This window comes from Sphingomonas sp. IW22 (assembly GCF_041321155.1).
Lineage (GTDB): Bacteria > Pseudomonadota > Alphaproteobacteria > Sphingomonadales > Sphingomonadaceae > Sphingomonas.
Genome location: NZ_JBGGWB010000013.1, coordinates 20,574 through 36,020, shown reverse-complemented (window position 1 = coordinate 36,020; position 15,447 = coordinate 20,574). Strand labels below are relative to the sequence as shown.

The following is a 15,447-nucleotide window of genomic DNA, read 5'->3' as shown; positions in this document are numbered from 1 at the left end:
ATCAATCGTCGTCGATCAGGCGTCCGCGGCACACCCGCCAAGGTCAATGCGAACGCTGGTCTTGCGGCCAGCGAAGGGGTAAACTCGGGCAGTATCTCGGATGGCAGTCATGAGAGCGTATATCTGTGCCCGTTTTATGTGACGCCCCCATCCCGGTCAGGATCAGCAGGGCAACGATGATCGTTCCTACCAGGGAGAAGCCCGTCAAGGCCTCCTCGGCGAGCGAGACCCGCTCCATATCACCGGTCGCTGCTTTAGGCATAACCAGCGCGAGGAAGGCTGCAAGCGCGCCGACCCAGGCGCCGGCGGCGAGCAGATGGACGAGATCGGCGACCAGTTGCAGCCAGCCCGGATAGCCTTCGCCAGCCGCGCCATGTCCGCTCCAGGCGAGGGTCGCGAGCGCGAGCGCGCCTGCGAGAGTAGAGGCGATGAAGGCGGGACGTGATTGCCGTCGATACAAGAGGACGCAGAATAGGAGGACAAGGAGCGCGACAAGGCGCGCCTTCAACGCCGCCCCCATGGCCGTCTCATTGATGAGATCACCCAGCAGGGCGAAATCAGGCTGTGTGAGCGGCAGTCCGGACATGGCCGCAGCCTGCACCGCAAAGCCCAACGCAGATAGCAGCAGCCCGAAGCAGGCAAGACAGGCCACCATCGCCCCCATCGGCAGATGCCGCTGCACCGTCCGGCCGCCACCTGGGGCATAGAGCGCGAACAGCGGCAGGCCGAACAAGAGGCCGAGATCGGCGTACAGCGCCCAGCGGATCGCGATGCCTGCTACCTCACTCATTGCCCTATCGCACGATGAAGGCGAGATTGCCCTGGATGCGGTGCGTGTCCATCGAGACGACATGCCAGGTGACCTGATAGGTACCAGCGCCAAGCGGCTTGGCCAGTGTCAGCGCCAACGTCTTGTTACCGCCCTCGACCGCGGTCTTGAAGCCGGTCACCGCCATGCGATGGTTTGGCATGCCGGGCATACCGGTCATCACGATCTCGGCACCAGATAGTCTGGCCATCAGGCCTTCACTGAACGTCAGAGTGATACGCGACGGTGCCGAGACTCTGGCGTTGGCGGCGGGCGTTGAAGACACGAGCTTGGGATGTGCATAGGCCGGAGCCGAAACGCTCAGGCTGACGGCGGCGACAGCTGCGAAAGGCGAAAGGAAGCGCATTCGGGAATTCTCCAGTCATTGACATGAGAGAATACGCAGCTGCAGCCTGCACCCCTCTCAAATTTCTTTTCTGTTCCGAGCCAAGGGGTCGTGGGCCAGAATGCGTATTGTGAAGAGAAGACGGAGAAACACCATGGACCACCTTGACGAAATGCTCGCGAAATTGCGCGATGCCCCAATTGACCCCAGGCTTGCCGGCCTGGACAGCCGCGTCCTGACGGAAATCGCTAGGGTCCAGGCCATGCCGCGCTTGGGCGCAACGACGTTTGGTCTAGCCGCCGCAGTCGCGCTTTTCATCGGCATCGCGGGCTCCGCGGTTCCAATCGGGTCGGCGGACGCGAGCCCGATATCGCCCTTCGATGCGCAGTTGGCGCTCGCGCCCTCGACGCTGCTGGGCTCGCAATGATGCGGGACCGCCGCCGGCTCCTGCTCCTCCTACTGTTGACCTTTACCGCGGCGATCGCCGGGGTGGTGATCGGGCGGATCTATGTGGTCTCGGCACCGCCCGTGGAAAACGAACTGCACGAGCTGCTCCATCGGGATCTCAAACTGGATACGGCTCAGCACGCCCGGCTGGAGTTCATCGAGAAGAATTATGCCATTCGGCGTCAGGCACTTGAAGCCGAGCTGCGCGCCGACAATGCTCGCCTAGCAGAGGCGATTGAGGCGGAACATGGCTATGGCCCTAAAGTCGCGGCGGCAGTGGACCGCTCGCACCAAGCCATGGGCGCGCTGCAGAAGGAAACGCTCGAGCACATCTTTGCAATGCGTGCCGTACTTCGCCCCGATCAGACGCAGAAGTTCGACGACGCCGTAGTGAAAGCGCTGACGGCAAAGTCCGAATGACCATAATTCTCCCCGACTGCTCGGACGGGGAGCTTGCCGCTCTTGCACTCGTCGGCCGGCAGGCCGCTTTCGCCGAACTTGTGCGGCGACACCAAGGCTGGGTATTTCGGCTCGTGCGCAGCCATATAGGTGACGGAGAGGAGGCGCTGGACGTCACGCAGGCAAGCTTCGTCGCCGCCTTCGCCGCACTCAACCGCTATGACGCTGCGCGACCCTTCCAGGTCTGGATGTCCCGGATCGTCATCAACAAATGCCATGACTGGCGGCGGCGGCGCGCGGTCCGGAACTTCTTCTCCATGGCCCTGCCGCTGGGCGAGGCGGATGACGTCGCCGATGAGGCGCCGCTACCCGACCAGGCAATCGGCGCCGAGCAGCAACTGGCAGAGGCGATGAAAGCGATCGCCGCCCTGCCCGCCTCTCTCAAAGACACGCTCATCCTGCGGACGATCGACGAGAAATCGGAAGCCGAAACCGCCGAGATTCTCGGCATCAGCCAGAAGGCAGTCGAGACCCGCCTCTACCGCGCCCGCGCACGCCTCGCGGAAATGTTGAAGAAAGTTTGAGGGGGATGAGGCCGCGCTGCGTATTTCCAATAGGTCCGCCCTCTTTCTTAAAGCTGAGACAACCGAATGATTTCTGCTCTCGACCGCCGCCAGTTCCTTCGCGGCGCGGCCCTCGCCGGTGGCGGCGCCGCCTTGTCAGCCTGGCTGCCGGCCTGGGCGCAGACGATCTCGCCGGGGATGCGGCCGACGCTGCCGACCGTATCGGGCGAAGACATCACGCTGACGATCGCACGGCAGTCGATGAGCATCGACGGTCGCCAGTTCCGGGCAATCGGCGTCAACGGCACGGTCCCTGCGCCACTCATCCGGCTGCGCGAAGGCCAGCGCGTGCGGCTCAACGTCGTCAATCAGCTCGAGGAGGACAGCTCAATCCACTGGCACGGGCTGCTGGTGCCAGCCAAGCATGACGGTGTGCCAGGCGTCTCTTTCCCCGGCATCAAGCCTGGCGGCAGCTATCTCTATGATTTTCCGGTGATGCAGAGCGGCACCTACTGGTACCACAGTCATTCGGGCCTGCAGGAGCAGGAAGGCCATTACGGCCCGATCATCATCGATCCCGCCGGTGCCGATCCGGTCGCCTATGACCGCGAGCATGTCATCGTGCTCGCCGATCACAGCGCGCTCTCGCCGCAGGCGATCTTCCGGCGCCTCAAGGTCAACCCCGGCCATTTCAATTTCCAGCGCCAGACCCTGGCCGGGCTCCTGTCGGGCAAGGATCAGCCGCTCAAGGACCGGCTCGACTGGGGCCAGATGCGGATGGACCCGGCCGACATCTCCGATGTGACCGGATCCACCTACACCTATCTCGTCAACGGCCATGGTCCGATGGACAACTGGACCGCGCTCTTCACCCCGGGCGAACGGGTGCGGCTGCGGGTCATCAATGCGTCGGCGATGACCACCTTCAACGTCCGCATCCCCGGCCTGCCGCTGACCATCGTTCAGGCCGACGGGCAGAATGTGGTGCCGGTCACCGTCGACGAGTTCCAGATTGGTGTTGCCGAGACCTACGACGTCGTTGTCAGCCCAGGCGATGACAAGGCCTACACCCTTGTCGGCGAGGCGATCGACCGCTCGGGCATGGCGCGTGCCACGCTCGCGCCGAGGGCCGGCATGGCCGGCGAGGTTCCCCCCTTACGCAAACGGCCGCTCGCCGACATGAAGGACATGGGCATGGACATGTCCTCGATGCCGGGCATGGAAGGCATGGACATGTCGGGCGGCGCTATGCGGGGCGTCGATCCGACGGCCGAGAAGAACGCGTCCGCGCGCCTCGCGACCGGCGCGGCGGCAGCGATGGCGACCATGGACAATAGCGCCATGGCAGGCATGGATCATTCGGGGATGGATCATGGATCGATGGCCGGCATGGACCACGGCGCGATGGGCGCCGATGGCCAGATGGCGGGCATGGATCATGGCGGGCACGCGATGGGCTCGATGAAGATGCGCGACTTCTCGAACGCGCCGCAGGTGAAGCGCGACCCGAGCGTCCAGACCATCTCGCCGATGCCCGTAGACCGCACCGGCGAGCCCGGCCAGGGCCTCGCCGACGTCGGCCACAAGGTGCTTGTCTACAGGGACCTGATGGCGCTCGATCGCAATCCGGACGTGCGCGCGCCGAGCCGCAGCATCGACATTCACCTCACCGGCAACATGGAGCGGTTCATGTGGTCGTTCGACGGCGAAAAAATGTCGGACCATCACGAGCCGATCCCCTTCATCGAAGGCGAGCGGGTGCGCGTCAATCTCATCAACGACACGATGATGGGGCATCCGATCCATATTCACGGGCATTTTTTCGAGCTGGTGACGGGGCATGGCGATCATGCGCCGCGCAAGCATACGGTGATCGTCCAGCCCGGCGGCAAGGTGACCTGGGACTTCACCGCCGACGCGGTCGGCGACTGGGCCTTCCACTGTCATCTCCTCTACCACATGCATGCAGGGATGATGCGGGTCGTGAGCGTCCGTCCGAAGGGAGACGCGTAATGACCCGCATCCTCACGCCGCTGGTGAGCGCGACCGCCCTTCTCTCCGCCGCGCCCGCCTTTGCCCAGGATCATTCGATGCACGGCATGCCCGGCATGGCGCCGCCGGGCGAAGTGGCGCCGGCGCAGGAGAAGAAGAAGGACAAGGCCGCCGCCAGGCCGCGCGCTCAGACACCAGCGCCGGACGCCACCTCGGCGATGGACCATTCGCAGCACCAGGCCAGTCCTGCGCCGCAGGGAGATGCGGCCGGTCAGCCGCAACCCGCGTCTCCCGCGATGCCGGAGATGCCGGAGATGCCGGGTATGGACCATTCGCAGCATGGCCAGACAACGATGCCGGGAATGCCCGCCATGCCCGGCATGCAAATGACCGGCACGGCGCTTCCGGCCGGCAATGCGCCCCCGCCGCCTCCCCCAAGCGACCACTTCGCCGATCGTGATTTTCCCGGCGGCGAGATGGCGCGCTCGCGCGACATCATGATGAAGGATAGCGGCGGCAACAATTTCGGGCAGGTGCTGCTCAACCTGTTCGAGTATCAGGCGCATAGCGGCCGCGATGGCTATCGCTGGGATGGCGAAGGCTTTTACGGCGGCGACATCAACCGGCTCTGGCTCAAGAGCGAGGGCGAAGGCGAGTTCGGCCGCGGCATCGACAGCGCCGAGGTGCAGGTGCTCTACAGCCGGGCCATCGACCCCTATTTCAATCTTCAGGGCGGTATCCGCCAGGACTTCGGCCGCGGGCCCGACCGCACCTACGCGACGATCGGCGTCGAGGGCCTGGCTCCTGGCATGTTCGAGGTCGAAGGCGCGCTGTTCCTCTCGACCAAGGGCGATGTTCTGGGCCGGGTCGAGGGCTATTACGACCAGCGCATCACCCAGCGCCTGATCCTCCAGCCGCGCGCCGAGGTCAATTTCGCCGCACAGGATATTCCGGAGAACGACATCGGTTCGGGGCTGGTCAACATAGAGCTCGGCGCGCGCCTGCGCTACGAATTCAGCCGCCAGTTCGCGCCTTACATCGGCGTTTCCTATCTGCGCAAAGCCGGAGACACGGCGCGGCTGTCGAGGCTTGCGGGCGAGGACGTCCATGCCACCAGCTTCGTCGCCGGCGTTCGCTTCTGGTTTTAGCATCAGGACGGCTGATGGCGGGGGCGAACAAGAGAGCGGGGCGTTACACTCATACCCAGGTCGGCCGGCGCCGAGCGAAGGAGATACGCCATGGACCATTCGTCCCACATGAACACCCGGAAGATGGGCGCCTATTGGAGCCTTGCCGTTCAGACCGTCATCAGCGGCGTCATCATGTATCTGGTGATGTTCGTCATGATCGACGGGCTCGACAGCTTCTACAACAACCTCAACATGCTCTACATGACGCTGATGATGGTCGCGCCGATGGTGGTGCTGATGATCCTCGCCATGGGGCACATGTTCGCGTCGAAGGCCGCCAACATCGCGCTGATCGCCGCGTCGCTGGTCGCCTTCTTCGGCAGCTTTGCACTCATCCGCACCCAGACCACGATCGGCGACACGGCCTTTCTGCGCTCGATGATCCCGCACCATTCCGGGGCGATCCTGATGTGCCAGGAAGCAAAGCTCAGCGATCCGGAAGTCATCCGGCTTTGCGAATCGATCAAGCGCTCGCAGCGGCAGGAAATCGACGAGATGAAGGCCATACTCGCGCGGCGCTGAGTGGCACGGTCGGGCTACGCCCGGATACGTGCGCCCGGCCAGGTATGTGAGCCGGCCGATGGTCGACACGAGGCGCGGGGCGGACGAGATTGCAAGCGACGTAGCGCGGCTTGCGCCGCTGTTCCTGCGACAGGCTGGCGGCCACGTCCTGACGCTGCTCGATCCTTCCGGGATCGTGCTGAGCTATAATGAAAAAGGCGAGCGTGCCGAATGCTGGCCGCTCGATCGCGTTCTGGGACAGCCCCACGACCTGTTCTACCCGCCTGACGAGATTGCGGCGCGTCGTCCAGGCGCAGACCTGGCGGCCGCCCTTCACGAGGGCACGCTGGAGCGCGAAGCGTGGCGGGTCTGCGAGAACGGCGCGGAATATCTCGCGCGCCTGACGATCAGCGCCCTGTTCGAAGGCGACACACATCGAGGCTTCGCCTGCATCAGCCGCGATGTCACCGACGAGGCGGCGGTCCGCGCATCGATCGAGACCCGCGAGCAGCATCTGCAATCGATTCTGGCGACGGTGCCGGATGCGATGATCATCATCGACGAGACCGGCGCCATCACGTCGTTCAGCGCAGCGGCACAACGCCTGTTCGGCTACAGCGAAGCCGAGCTCGTCGGCCGCAACGTCTCCTGCCTCATGCCCCAGCCCGATCGCGACCGGCATGACGAATATCTCGCGCATTATCTGCAGACCGGCGAGCGCCGGATCATTGGCCTCGGTCGCGTCGTGGTCGGCCAGCGCCGCGACGGCTCGACCTTCCCGATGCAGTTGTCGGTCGGCGAGGCCGGTGAAGAGGGCCAGCGGCTTTTCACAGGGTTCATCCAGGATCTCACCGCCAAGGAGCAGGATGAGCTCAGGCTCAAGGAGCTGCAGGCGGAGCTGGTCCATGTCTCCCGGCTGAGCGCGATGGGCACGATGGCCTCGACCCTCGCGCATGAGCTCAACCAGCCGCTTGCCGCGGTCGCGCTCTATCTCGAGACGATCCGCGACATGCTCGACGAGCGGGACGACGAACCCTTCGTGTCGCTACGGTCGGTGATGGATGATGCGGCACAGGAAACGCTGCGGGCCGGCCATATCGTCCGGCGCCTGCGCGATTTCGTCGCCCGCGGCGAGGTCGACAAGAGCCTCCACGAGCTGCCGCAGGTCATCGCCGAGGCGAGCCAGCTCGCGCTGGTCGGCGCACGCGAGCGCGGCATACGCAGCTTTTTCGCGGTCGATCCCGCCGCGACGCCGGTCCTCGTCGACAGGGTGCAGATCCAGCAGGTGCTGGTCAACCTGATGCGCAATGCCATCGAGGCGATGGCGGAGTGTCCGGTTCGCGACCTCAAGGTGGCGACCAGGTTGCGCCCTGACGGGCTGATCGAGGTGACCGTGGAGGATACCGGCCCCGGCATCGCCGACGAGGTCCGCGAGCAGCTCTTCACGGCGTTCAACTCGACAAAGGCCGACGGCATGGGCCTCGGCCTCTCGATCTGCCGGACCATCATCGAAGCGCATGGCGGCCGTATCTGGATGGAGCGCCCCGACCGCGGCGGCACGTGCTTTCACTTCACGCTGATCCACGCGCGGGCGAAGGAGGAACATGGGGGATAGACGCATCATTCATCTGGTCGACGACGAGGAGAGCATCGGCAAGGCGGCAAGCTTCGCGCTCAAAACCGCGGGCTATGATGTCATCGCCTACACCTCCGGAGTGGAATTTCTCAGGACAGCGAAGTCCGCTGAAGTAGGCTGCGTTATCTTGGATGTGCGGATGCCTGAAATGGACGGTCTCCAAGTCCAGACCACTATGGCTGCGCGTGGGATCAACATGCCGGTCATCGTCCTGACCGGCCACGGCGATGTGTCGGTAGCTGTGCAGGCTATGAAAGGCGGCGCGATTGACTTTCTCGAAAAGCCCTTCGAGAAGGCTGCCCTGCTCGAGGCCGTGAGGCGCGCTTTCGCTCGTCTCGACGATGTCGACCTTCGCGCGCTGGAATCGTCGGAAGCCGAGGTGCGGGTTGCTGCCTTGACCCCCCGCGAGCAGGAAGTGCTGGAAGGATTGGCGAACGGCTTGCCCAACAAGACGATCGCCTATGATCTGGGTTGCTCATCCCGGACGGTCGAGGTTCACCGCGCCAGCCTCATGGCCAAGCTCGAGGTCCGCAATCTCTCTGAGGCGTTGAGGATCGCCTTTGCTGCCGGGTTCGGTCGCAAGACGTGATAACTGCGCCCTCTACGTAGCGACGAGGATGCCGCATCGTGCGAGCCATTGCCGTGATGCAACAGGTCCTCATGTCGCGCGAGATGTCTTCGTTTTCTGACACACAAGGTGATGGGCGCTACACCATCCTCGTCTCCGACGACGACCCGGGTGTTCGGCGTGCCCTTCAGCTTCTCCTTAGATCCCGTGGCTACTGCGTCTGTAGCTATACAAGTGGTAGCGCGCTTTTGGCCGATTCGCGTGCCAAGCGAGCCAATTGCCTGATTGTTGATTATCGCATGCCGGACATTGATGGCTTTTCGATCCTGCGCCAACTCCGATCGCTGGGCTGGTCCGGATGCTCCATCATGATTTCGGGCTTCCATGACGAGGTTCTCGCCCGCCGCGCTGCCGACGCGGGCTTTGATCACATGATCACTAAACCACTAAGGAGCCGTCTACTCCTCGAGGCAATCGGCCGTCACAGACGCCTCTCGTCGAATGAGTAAATGGACCGCGTCCGACCGCCAACGCTAAAGAGGCCAGGTGGGGACACGAGCACGTCGTTTTTCCAGAGGAAACCAACCCAGCTGCGCCCAAGGGCCTTGCCCGCGGCTGGGCTCATTTGTCACAGCAACACATCTTGGATAGTGGTGGACGGTACGATTCATATCGATTTACGCGCTCCCCTTATCCGCCTGACGAATTAGCACCTGAAGAGGGCCGTTTCCAAGCTAGTGGCAGGACCACAAGCAGCAGGAGCGACAGGCCGGCAATGCTCCAGAGGACGAGAGGCTGAGCGCCGGGTGCGGCGAAAGCGAGCGCCACGGGCGCCAGTGCCTGCCCGATGCTGGCAGCCGAATGCTGGAGGCCAAGCCTCACCCCTGAGGCCGCCGCAGAACCGCTGATCCAGAAGCTTGTGACCAATCGCAGGCTCGCCGAGCTCCAACCGGCGACCAGGATGAACACGCTCATATCGGCTATGCTTGATGCGAGTGGAAAGGCAACGAGCGCCGCTGCCAGCAAACCGAGCGTCAATCTGAACCGCGCCGGGTTTGTCGGAGGCCCCAACTCCTGAGAGGAAGGGGCTATGACGAGCAAGACGACGAACAAGTTCTCACCTGAGGTACGCGCCCGGGCGGTGCGGATGGTGCTGGACCACGAGAAGGATCACCCGTCGCGCTGGGCGGCTGTGGTGTCGATCGCGGCGAAGATCGGGTGCGCGGGCCAGACGCTGCACGAGTGGGTGAAGAAGGCCGAGGTCGACAGCGGCACGCGCGCCGGGGTGCCGAGCGACGTCGCCGACCGGATGAAGGCGCTGGAGCGGGAGAACCGCGAACTGCGCCAGGCCAACGAGATCCTGCGCAAGGCGTCCGCATATTTTGCGATGGCGGAGCTCGACCGCCGAGCGAGGTGATGGTGTCGTTCATCGACGCGCATCGCAAGGTGTACGGGGTCGAGCCGATCTGCCGGGTTCTGCCGATCGCCCCGTCGACCTATCATGCTCACACAGCCAGAAGGATTGAGCCGACCAAGAGGTCGGCTCGGGCTCGGCGTGATGATGCGCTTGGGCCGGAGGTGCGCCGCGTATTCGAGGAGAACTTCCGCGTCTACGGCGTGCGCAAGGTCTGGCGGCAGCTGCGGCGCGAAGGGCTCGACGTCGCCCGCTGCACCGTTGCCCGCCTGATGCGGGCGATGGGCCTGGCCGGCGTGATCCGCGGCAAGCCGGTCCGCACCACCATCAGCGACAGAGCAGCGCCATGCCCGCTCGACCGGGTGAACCGGCAGTTCCGTGCGCCGGCGCCGAACAGGCTCTGGGTATCGGACTTCACCTACGTCGCAACCTGGGCGGGGTTCGTCTACGTGGCGTTCGTCATCGACACCTACGCTCGCCGGATCGTTGGCTGGCGAGCCAGCAGGACGACGCATGCCAGCTTCGTCCTGGATGCGCTCGAGCAGGCGCTCCATGACCGCCGACCGGTTCATCGCGGTGGCCTGGTCCATCATAGCGACCGCGGGTCGCAATACGTATCGATCAAGTACACCGAGCGCCTGGCCGAGGCCGGGATCGAGCCCTCGGTCGGCAGCGTCGGCGACAGCTATGACAACGCTTTGGCCGAGACGATCAACGGCCTCTACAAGGCCGAGGTGATCCACCGGCGCGGGCCGTGGCGCAACTTCGAAGCAGTCGAGTACGCTACCCTTGAGTGGGTGGACTGGTTCAACCATCGCCGGCTGCTCGAACCCATCGGCAACATCCCGCCTGCCGAAGCCGAGGAGCAATACTATGCTGCCGCGGACATCATCGATATGGCAGCGTGACTCACATCCAACGGCCTCCGGCAAACCCGGCGCGGTTCAATCCGGCAAGACGCCCGGGAACCTTCACTAACCAATCGAGCCTTGCATGAAAGATCTGCGCCGCCAGCATGCCGAATCCGCAAAGACTGAGCATCCAGGCGATCTGCTCGCGGCTCAGCGAGACCGCACTGCGCGTCATCAGGAGATTGACGTGCATAGCGGCAAGCCCGGCCCCCGCAGCGATCGTGATGAGTAATAGGACTCCCGTGGCGCAGACTGTCGGCGGCGGCGGATCTCCTGAGTCGAGGCAGTGCGCACAGCGGCCTGGCAGGCTTACAAGGCAAAGCGACCCCGCGACGGTGCCGATGCTGGCAGCAACGATCATGAGCGGCGCGCCGGGCATGATCGCAACGGAGGCTTCCGCCAAAAGCGGTCCGCCGAGGTCTCCCAAAAATACAGACCCCGTCAACCAGGTGAAACGCCGCGCCTGCTCCCCACGGCTGACCGCGGCGAAACTCGCACTGAGCAGCGCAAGCGGTATGATGGCGGCGGCCGCCATCCCCGCGACCGTGCGCAAAACGTAGAGAGTCGGCAGAGCTACGAGGCCAACTGGTGCAGTCACCATCGCGAGGATAATGAGCGCTGTGCGCAACATGACGCGGTAGTCGACCCGGTCGGCAATCCAGCCCCAAAGCGGTGCCGCCACCAGTGCTGCCAGCGGGTGGACGGCGGTCAAGCTCGCGACATGAAAATCATGCGCTGAGGAAAGCCCGCCGGGATTTGGGTCGACCAGGGTCGGAAGGAAAGCGAGAATGGCCGTCTGCCCTGCCGAGGCCGACACCGCCGCGAGCAGCAACACAATGAAGGAGGATTGACCACGCTTGCCATCGTGTGATTCGCCTTGGGGAACAAGCGGGTCAGCGGTTCGTCGGAGAGCCGGTATCACCACCAAGCGCGCAAGCCGATCACCAGCCGGTGTTCGGATGACCCCTCGCCCCGCAGGCGTCGGAAGCCCGCCGTGCCATCGAACGCACGCTCCCAGACGAAGCCGATATAGGGCGCGAACTTGCGCGACACCTCGTAGCGCAACCGTCCGCTCAGCTCGACATTGCTGAAGCCGCTGCCAAGCTGCCGATCTCTCGACCGCTTCGAATAGATATTGGTCTCTACCTGCGGTGTGAGGATCAACCGATTGGTGAACAGGACCTCATAGGAGGCCTTGGCGCGCGCCGCGAGACGCCCATCGGTTCCTACATAGCCGGTGAGCTGGACGTCGAACCAATAAGGCGCCAGTCCCTCGACGCCGGCGGCCAGCCATGTCGTCGCGCCCTTGCCGAGATCCTGCCTGACCCCGAGCAGCGTGCCCCAGAACGGGTTCTTGCTGTGCCACCACAGCGCCTCGACGCTGCTCTCCGGATCGAGACGTTGGTCGCGGGAGTTCTTGAGGCCCTGGCTGCGCAGCCAGAGCTTGTCATTGTCCTGACCCTTGGTGACGAGCACGGTCCAACCCACGCCCTGACCCTCGTTGCCGCTGGCGAATTCGAGCTCATCGACAAGTATCTTGGGGATCGAGAGCTTGTCGGCCATCTCATAGCCCGGCAGCGTCGAGTTGCGATAGCCGTCGGCATAATCGTCCGAGTTGCGCGCGTCCGGCGGGGCCTTGCCACCCTGCATCGAGCCCATGTCCATCGTGGCGCCGTTACCGGACGCCTTCGTGTCGGTCATATCCATGCCCGGCATGTCCATGCCCGCATGGTCCTGAGAGCCTTGCGCGGAAGGGGTGTGCTGAGCGGGAGTGGCCGTTTGGGCAGGGGTGGCGGCGGGCGACGGGGGCGAGGCACCCTGCGCGAGGGCGGGAGCCGTGATCGCCGGCGCCAGGAAGAGGGCAGCGCCAAGAGCGATGCCGCGCGAGGGGAAAATCCGGATCATGCGACCACCACCTCCCGGAACATGCCGGCCGCCATGTGATAGAGCAGATGGCAGTGGAAGGCCCATCGGCCCATGGCGTCGGCGGTGACGCGGAAGCTCACCCGCTGGGCGGGCTGGACCACGACCGTATGCTTGCGGACCTGGAAGGCGCCGTCCGGGCCTTCGACATCGCTCCACATGCCGTGCAGATGCATCGGATGCGCCATCATCGTGTCGTTGACGAAGGTGACGCGCAGCCGCTCGTTTGGCTTGAAATGAAGCGGCCTGGAATCGTTGAGCTTGATGCCGTCGAGCGACCAGATGAACCGTTCCATATTGCCCGTCAGATGCAGCTCGATGTCGCGCTCGGGCTCGCGCGGGTCGGGATCGCCGCCCGGCGTGCGCAGATCGGCCAGCGTCAGCACGCGCCAGCCGCGCCCGCGCAGCCCGGCGCCGGGATCGTCGAGATTGGTGCGCGGATAGTCGACGCGCATGTCGGTATTGGCGCCATATTCGGTGCGGGCGTGCCGTGCCCTGGCCGGCATCTCGGTCATGCCGTGCCCGGCATGCGCGTCGCCTCCCATTGCGCCCATCGTCGCCATCGCGCCCATCATGTCGACCGGCTCGAGCCAGGTCCGGGCATCGAGCGGCGGCACGGCTGCCGCCATGCCCGGGGCCGGTGCGATCGTGCCACGCGCATAGCCGCTCCGATCGATCGCCTGCGCGAAGATGGTGCGGGCGCCGCCCTCGGGCATGGTGAACTCGACGTCGTAGGTCTCGCCCGGGCCGATCCGGAATTCCTCGACCGTGACCGGCTCGACCGGCTGCCCGTCGGTCGATACGACCGTCAGCTCGACCCCGGGGATCCGCACGTCGAAGAACGTCGCCGTCCCCGCGCCGACGAAGCGCAGGCGCACGCGCTCGCCGGGCGCGGCGATACCGGTCCAGTTGCCGGCGGGCGGCGCGCCGTTCATCAGATAGGTGTAGGTCGCGGCAGAGACATCGCTGTAGTCGGTCGGGTTCATCCGCGAGCTGTTCCACATCCGCCGCCGCTCGAGCGCCTTGCCCAAGCCCATGGTGCCGACATCCTTGAGGAAATCGCCGGCGGTCGGCTGCGCAAAATTATAGTAGCTGCTCTGCTTCTTGAGATTGAGGAAGATCTGCAACGGCGGCTCGTCCGACCAGTCGCTGAGCACGATGCAATAGTCGCGATCGGGCGCCCGCGCCGTCGGCACCTGTTTTGGCTCCACGATGATCGCTCCATAGAGTCCCGTCTGCTCGGCGAGCGTGTGAGCGTGATACCAGTAGGTTCCGCTCTGGCGGACCTCGAAGCGATAGGTGAAGGTCTCGCCCGGCGCGATGCCGGCAAAGCTGATGCCGGGCACGCCGTCCATCTCCGCCGGCACGATGATGCCGTGCCAATGGATGCTCGACATCTCCTTGAGGCCGTTGCGTACGCGCAGCGTGACCGTGTCGCCTTCGCGCAGGCGCAGGACCGGCGCGGGCACGCTGCCGTTCACGGCGGTCGCGATACGGCGTTTGCCGGTGAAGTTGACCGGCAGCTCGGCGATCTCGAGGTCGAACTCGGTCCCGCTCAGCTCAGCGGGCAAGGTTGGTGCGGATCGCGCGAGAAGCGCCGGGGCGAAACCGGCGACCGCGCCGCCGATCGCCAGCCCCTGGACGAAACGGCGCCGCGCGATCGGCCGGATATGTAAGGGAGACATGAACTGTACTTTCGCGAAGTCGGCTTCAGGCGAGGTCGAGGACGATCCGGCCCTCGATGTCGCCATGATGCATGCGGGAGAAGACGTCGTTGATGTTCTCGAGCCTGTCCGCATGGACCGTGGCCTTGACCTTGCCCTCGCCGGCGAACGCCAGTGCCTCGAGCAGATCGAGCCGCGTGCCAACGATCGAGCCGCGCACGGTAATGCCGTTCAGCACGGTGTCGAAGATCGACAACGGGAAGTCGCCCGGCGGCAGGCCGTTGAGCGCGACCGTGCCGCCGCGCCGGACCATGCCGAGCGCCTGCTGGAACGCCTTGGGCGAAACGGCGGTCACCAGCGCCCCGTGCGCGCCGCCAATGGCTTTCTTGAGCGCTGCCGAAGGGTCCTCGTTGCGCGCGTTGACCGTCAGTGTGGCGCCAAGGCGTGTAGCGAGGTCGAGCTTGCTATCGTCGATGTCGACCGCGGCCACATTGAGACCCATGGCTCGGGCATATTGCACCGCCATGTGGCCGAGCCCGCCAATGCCGGAGACGACCACCCACTCGCCGGGTCGGGCCTCGGTGGCCTTCAATCCCTTGTAGACGGTGACGCCCGCGCAGAGGATCGGCGCAATGTCGAGGAAGTCGACATTGTCGGGAAGGTGACCAACATAGTTGGGATCGGCGAGGACATATTCGGCAAAGCTGCCATTGACCGAATAGCCGGTGTTCTGCTGTTCGTGGCAAAGCGTCTCCCAGCCACCCAGGCAATGCACGCAGTGCCCGCAGGCGGTGTAGAGCCAGGGCACACCGACCCGGTCGCCTTCCTTCACATGGGTGACGCCTGCACCGACGGCGGCGACATGCCCGACGCCTTCATGGCCAGGAATGAAGGGCGGGTTGGGCTTGACCGGCCAGTCTCCTTCTGCCGCGTGCAGGTCGGTATGGCACACGCCGGTTGCCGCAATCTTGACCAGGATCTGCCCGGGGCCGACCGCCGGGATCGGCGCCTCCTCGATGACCAGGGGCTTGCCGAATTCGCGGACGACCGCCGCCTTCATGGTTTTCGCCATGTCCGTTTCTCCT

At 64.8% G+C, this 15,447-nt stretch carries 17 protein-coding genes and 1 other annotated feature; of the genes, 11 read left to right on the top strand and 6 right to left on the bottom strand.

The window, feature by feature from the left end; translation table 11 throughout:
- Positions 1 to 43: 43 nt before the first annotated feature.
- Both ACAX61_RS19335 and copC read right to left on the bottom strand, forming a co-directional pair.
- Positions 44 to 790 (bottom strand): CopD family protein, encoded by a 747-nt coding sequence (locus ACAX61_RS19335; protein ID WP_241229476.1) that lies wholly within the window; start codon positions 788 to 790, stop codon positions 44 to 46.
- 4 nt (positions 791 to 794) lie between these two features.
- Positions 795 to 1,175 (bottom strand): copper homeostasis periplasmic binding protein CopC, encoded by a 381-nt coding sequence (gene copC, locus ACAX61_RS19330; protein WP_037486754.1) that lies wholly within the window; start codon positions 1,173 to 1,175, stop codon positions 795 to 797.
- 133 nt (positions 1,176 to 1,308) lie between these two features.
- On the opposite strand from copC, the gene ACAX61_RS19325 reads away from it, so the two are divergent.
- The 11 genes from ACAX61_RS19325 (at position 1,309) to ACAX61_RS19275 (ending at position 10,772) form a co-directional block, all read left to right on the top strand.
- The gene (locus tag ACAX61_RS19325) at positions 1,309 to 1,581 is read left to right on the top strand and encodes a hypothetical protein (protein WP_007406377.1); all 273 of its coding nucleotides are present in this window, start codon (positions 1,309 to 1,311) and stop codon (positions 1,579 to 1,581) included.
- The gene (locus ACAX61_RS19320; protein WP_037486783.1) at positions 1,581 to 2,021 is read left to right on the top strand and encodes a periplasmic heavy metal sensor; all 441 of its coding nucleotides are present in this window, start codon (positions 1,581 to 1,583) and stop codon (positions 2,019 to 2,021) included. The genes ACAX61_RS19325 and ACAX61_RS19320 overlap by 1 nt, the downstream gene beginning before the upstream one ends.
- Positions 2,018 to 2,584 carry an RNA polymerase sigma factor gene (locus tag ACAX61_RS19315; RefSeq protein WP_037486755.1) on the top strand — a complete coding sequence of 189 codons (567 nt, stop codon included), beginning with the start codon at positions 2,018 to 2,020 and terminating at the stop codon, positions 2,582 to 2,584. The genes ACAX61_RS19320 and ACAX61_RS19315 overlap by 4 nt, the downstream gene beginning before the upstream one ends.
- A 66-nt stretch (positions 2,585 to 2,650) precedes the next feature.
- Entirely contained in the window at positions 2,651 to 4,576 is a 1,926-nt protein-coding gene (locus ACAX61_RS19310; RefSeq protein ID WP_279728157.1) for a copper resistance system multicopper oxidase, read from the top strand.
- Entirely contained in the window at positions 4,576 to 5,703 is a 1,128-nt protein-coding gene (locus tag ACAX61_RS19305; protein ID WP_370716182.1) for a copper resistance protein B, read from the top strand. The genes ACAX61_RS19310 and ACAX61_RS19305 overlap by 1 nt, the downstream gene beginning before the upstream one ends.
- Before the next feature lie 90 nt (positions 5,704 to 5,793).
- A complete protein-coding gene (locus ACAX61_RS19300) occupies positions 5,794 to 6,267 on the top strand; it encodes a DUF305 domain-containing protein (protein ID WP_007406421.1) in 474 nt (157 codons plus the stop codon).
- A gap of 58 nt (positions 6,268 to 6,325) precedes the next feature.
- Positions 6,326 to 7,861 carry a PAS domain-containing sensor histidine kinase gene (locus ACAX61_RS19295; protein WP_007406406.1) on the top strand — a complete coding sequence of 512 codons (1,536 nt, stop codon included), beginning with the start codon at positions 6,326 to 6,328 and terminating at the stop codon, positions 7,859 to 7,861.
- Positions 7,851 to 8,471: a response regulator transcription factor gene (locus tag ACAX61_RS19290; RefSeq protein WP_370716181.1), complete on the top strand. Its 621-nt coding sequence runs from the start codon at positions 7,851 to 7,853 to the stop codon at positions 8,469 to 8,471. The genes ACAX61_RS19295 and ACAX61_RS19290 overlap by 11 nt, the downstream gene beginning before the upstream one ends.
- Positions 8,472 to 8,554: 83 nt before the next feature.
- A complete protein-coding gene (locus ACAX61_RS19285; protein WP_037486787.1) occupies positions 8,555 to 8,959 on the top strand; it encodes a response regulator in 405 nt (134 codons plus the stop codon).
- Positions 8,960 to 9,297: 338 nt separating this feature from the next.
- Entirely contained in the window at positions 9,298 to 9,528 is a 231-nt protein-coding gene (locus ACAX61_RS19280) for a hypothetical protein (RefSeq protein WP_370716180.1), read from the top strand.
- A 12-nt stretch (positions 9,529 to 9,540) separates the two neighbouring features.
- A protein-coding gene (locus ACAX61_RS19275; protein ID WP_086010598.1) for an IS3 family transposase occupies positions 9,541 to 10,772 on the top strand; the annotation gives its coding sequence in 2 pieces (ribosomal slippage) (positions 9,541 to 9,832 and positions 9,832 to 10,772; 1,233 coding nt in all).
- Positions 9,825 to 9,941: a sequence feature (AL1L pseudoknot), on the top strand. It overlaps the preceding gene by 117 nt.
- Position 10,773: 1 nt before the next feature.
- On the opposite strand, the gene ACAX61_RS19270 is transcribed toward ACAX61_RS19275, so the two are convergent.
- Genes ACAX61_RS19270 through adhP form a run of 4 tightly spaced genes read right to left on the bottom strand, consistent with a single transcriptional unit; the run spans position 10,774 to position 15,434 of the window.
- A complete protein-coding gene (locus ACAX61_RS19270) occupies positions 10,774 to 11,697 on the bottom strand; it encodes an MFS transporter (protein ID WP_370716179.1) in 924 nt (307 codons plus the stop codon).
- On the bottom strand, positions 11,694 to 12,680 hold the full coding sequence (locus tag ACAX61_RS19265; RefSeq protein WP_370716178.1) for a copper resistance protein B: 987 nt from the start codon (positions 12,678 to 12,680) through the stop codon (positions 11,694 to 11,696). The genes ACAX61_RS19270 and ACAX61_RS19265 overlap by 4 nt, the downstream gene beginning before the upstream one ends.
- Positions 12,677 to 14,383 carry a copper resistance system multicopper oxidase gene (locus tag ACAX61_RS19260; protein ID WP_015449263.1) on the bottom strand — a complete coding sequence of 569 codons (1,707 nt, stop codon included), beginning with the start codon at positions 14,381 to 14,383 and terminating at the stop codon, positions 12,677 to 12,679. Before ACAX61_RS19260 ends, ACAX61_RS19265 begins: the two co-directional genes overlap by 4 nt.
- Before the next feature lie 25 nt (positions 14,384 to 14,408).
- Positions 14,409 to 15,434, bottom strand: a complete 1,026-nt coding sequence (gene adhP / locus ACAX61_RS19255) for an alcohol dehydrogenase AdhP (RefSeq protein WP_037569599.1) — start codon at positions 15,432 to 15,434, stop codon at positions 14,409 to 14,411.
- Positions 15,435 to 15,447: the final 13 nt, after the last annotated feature.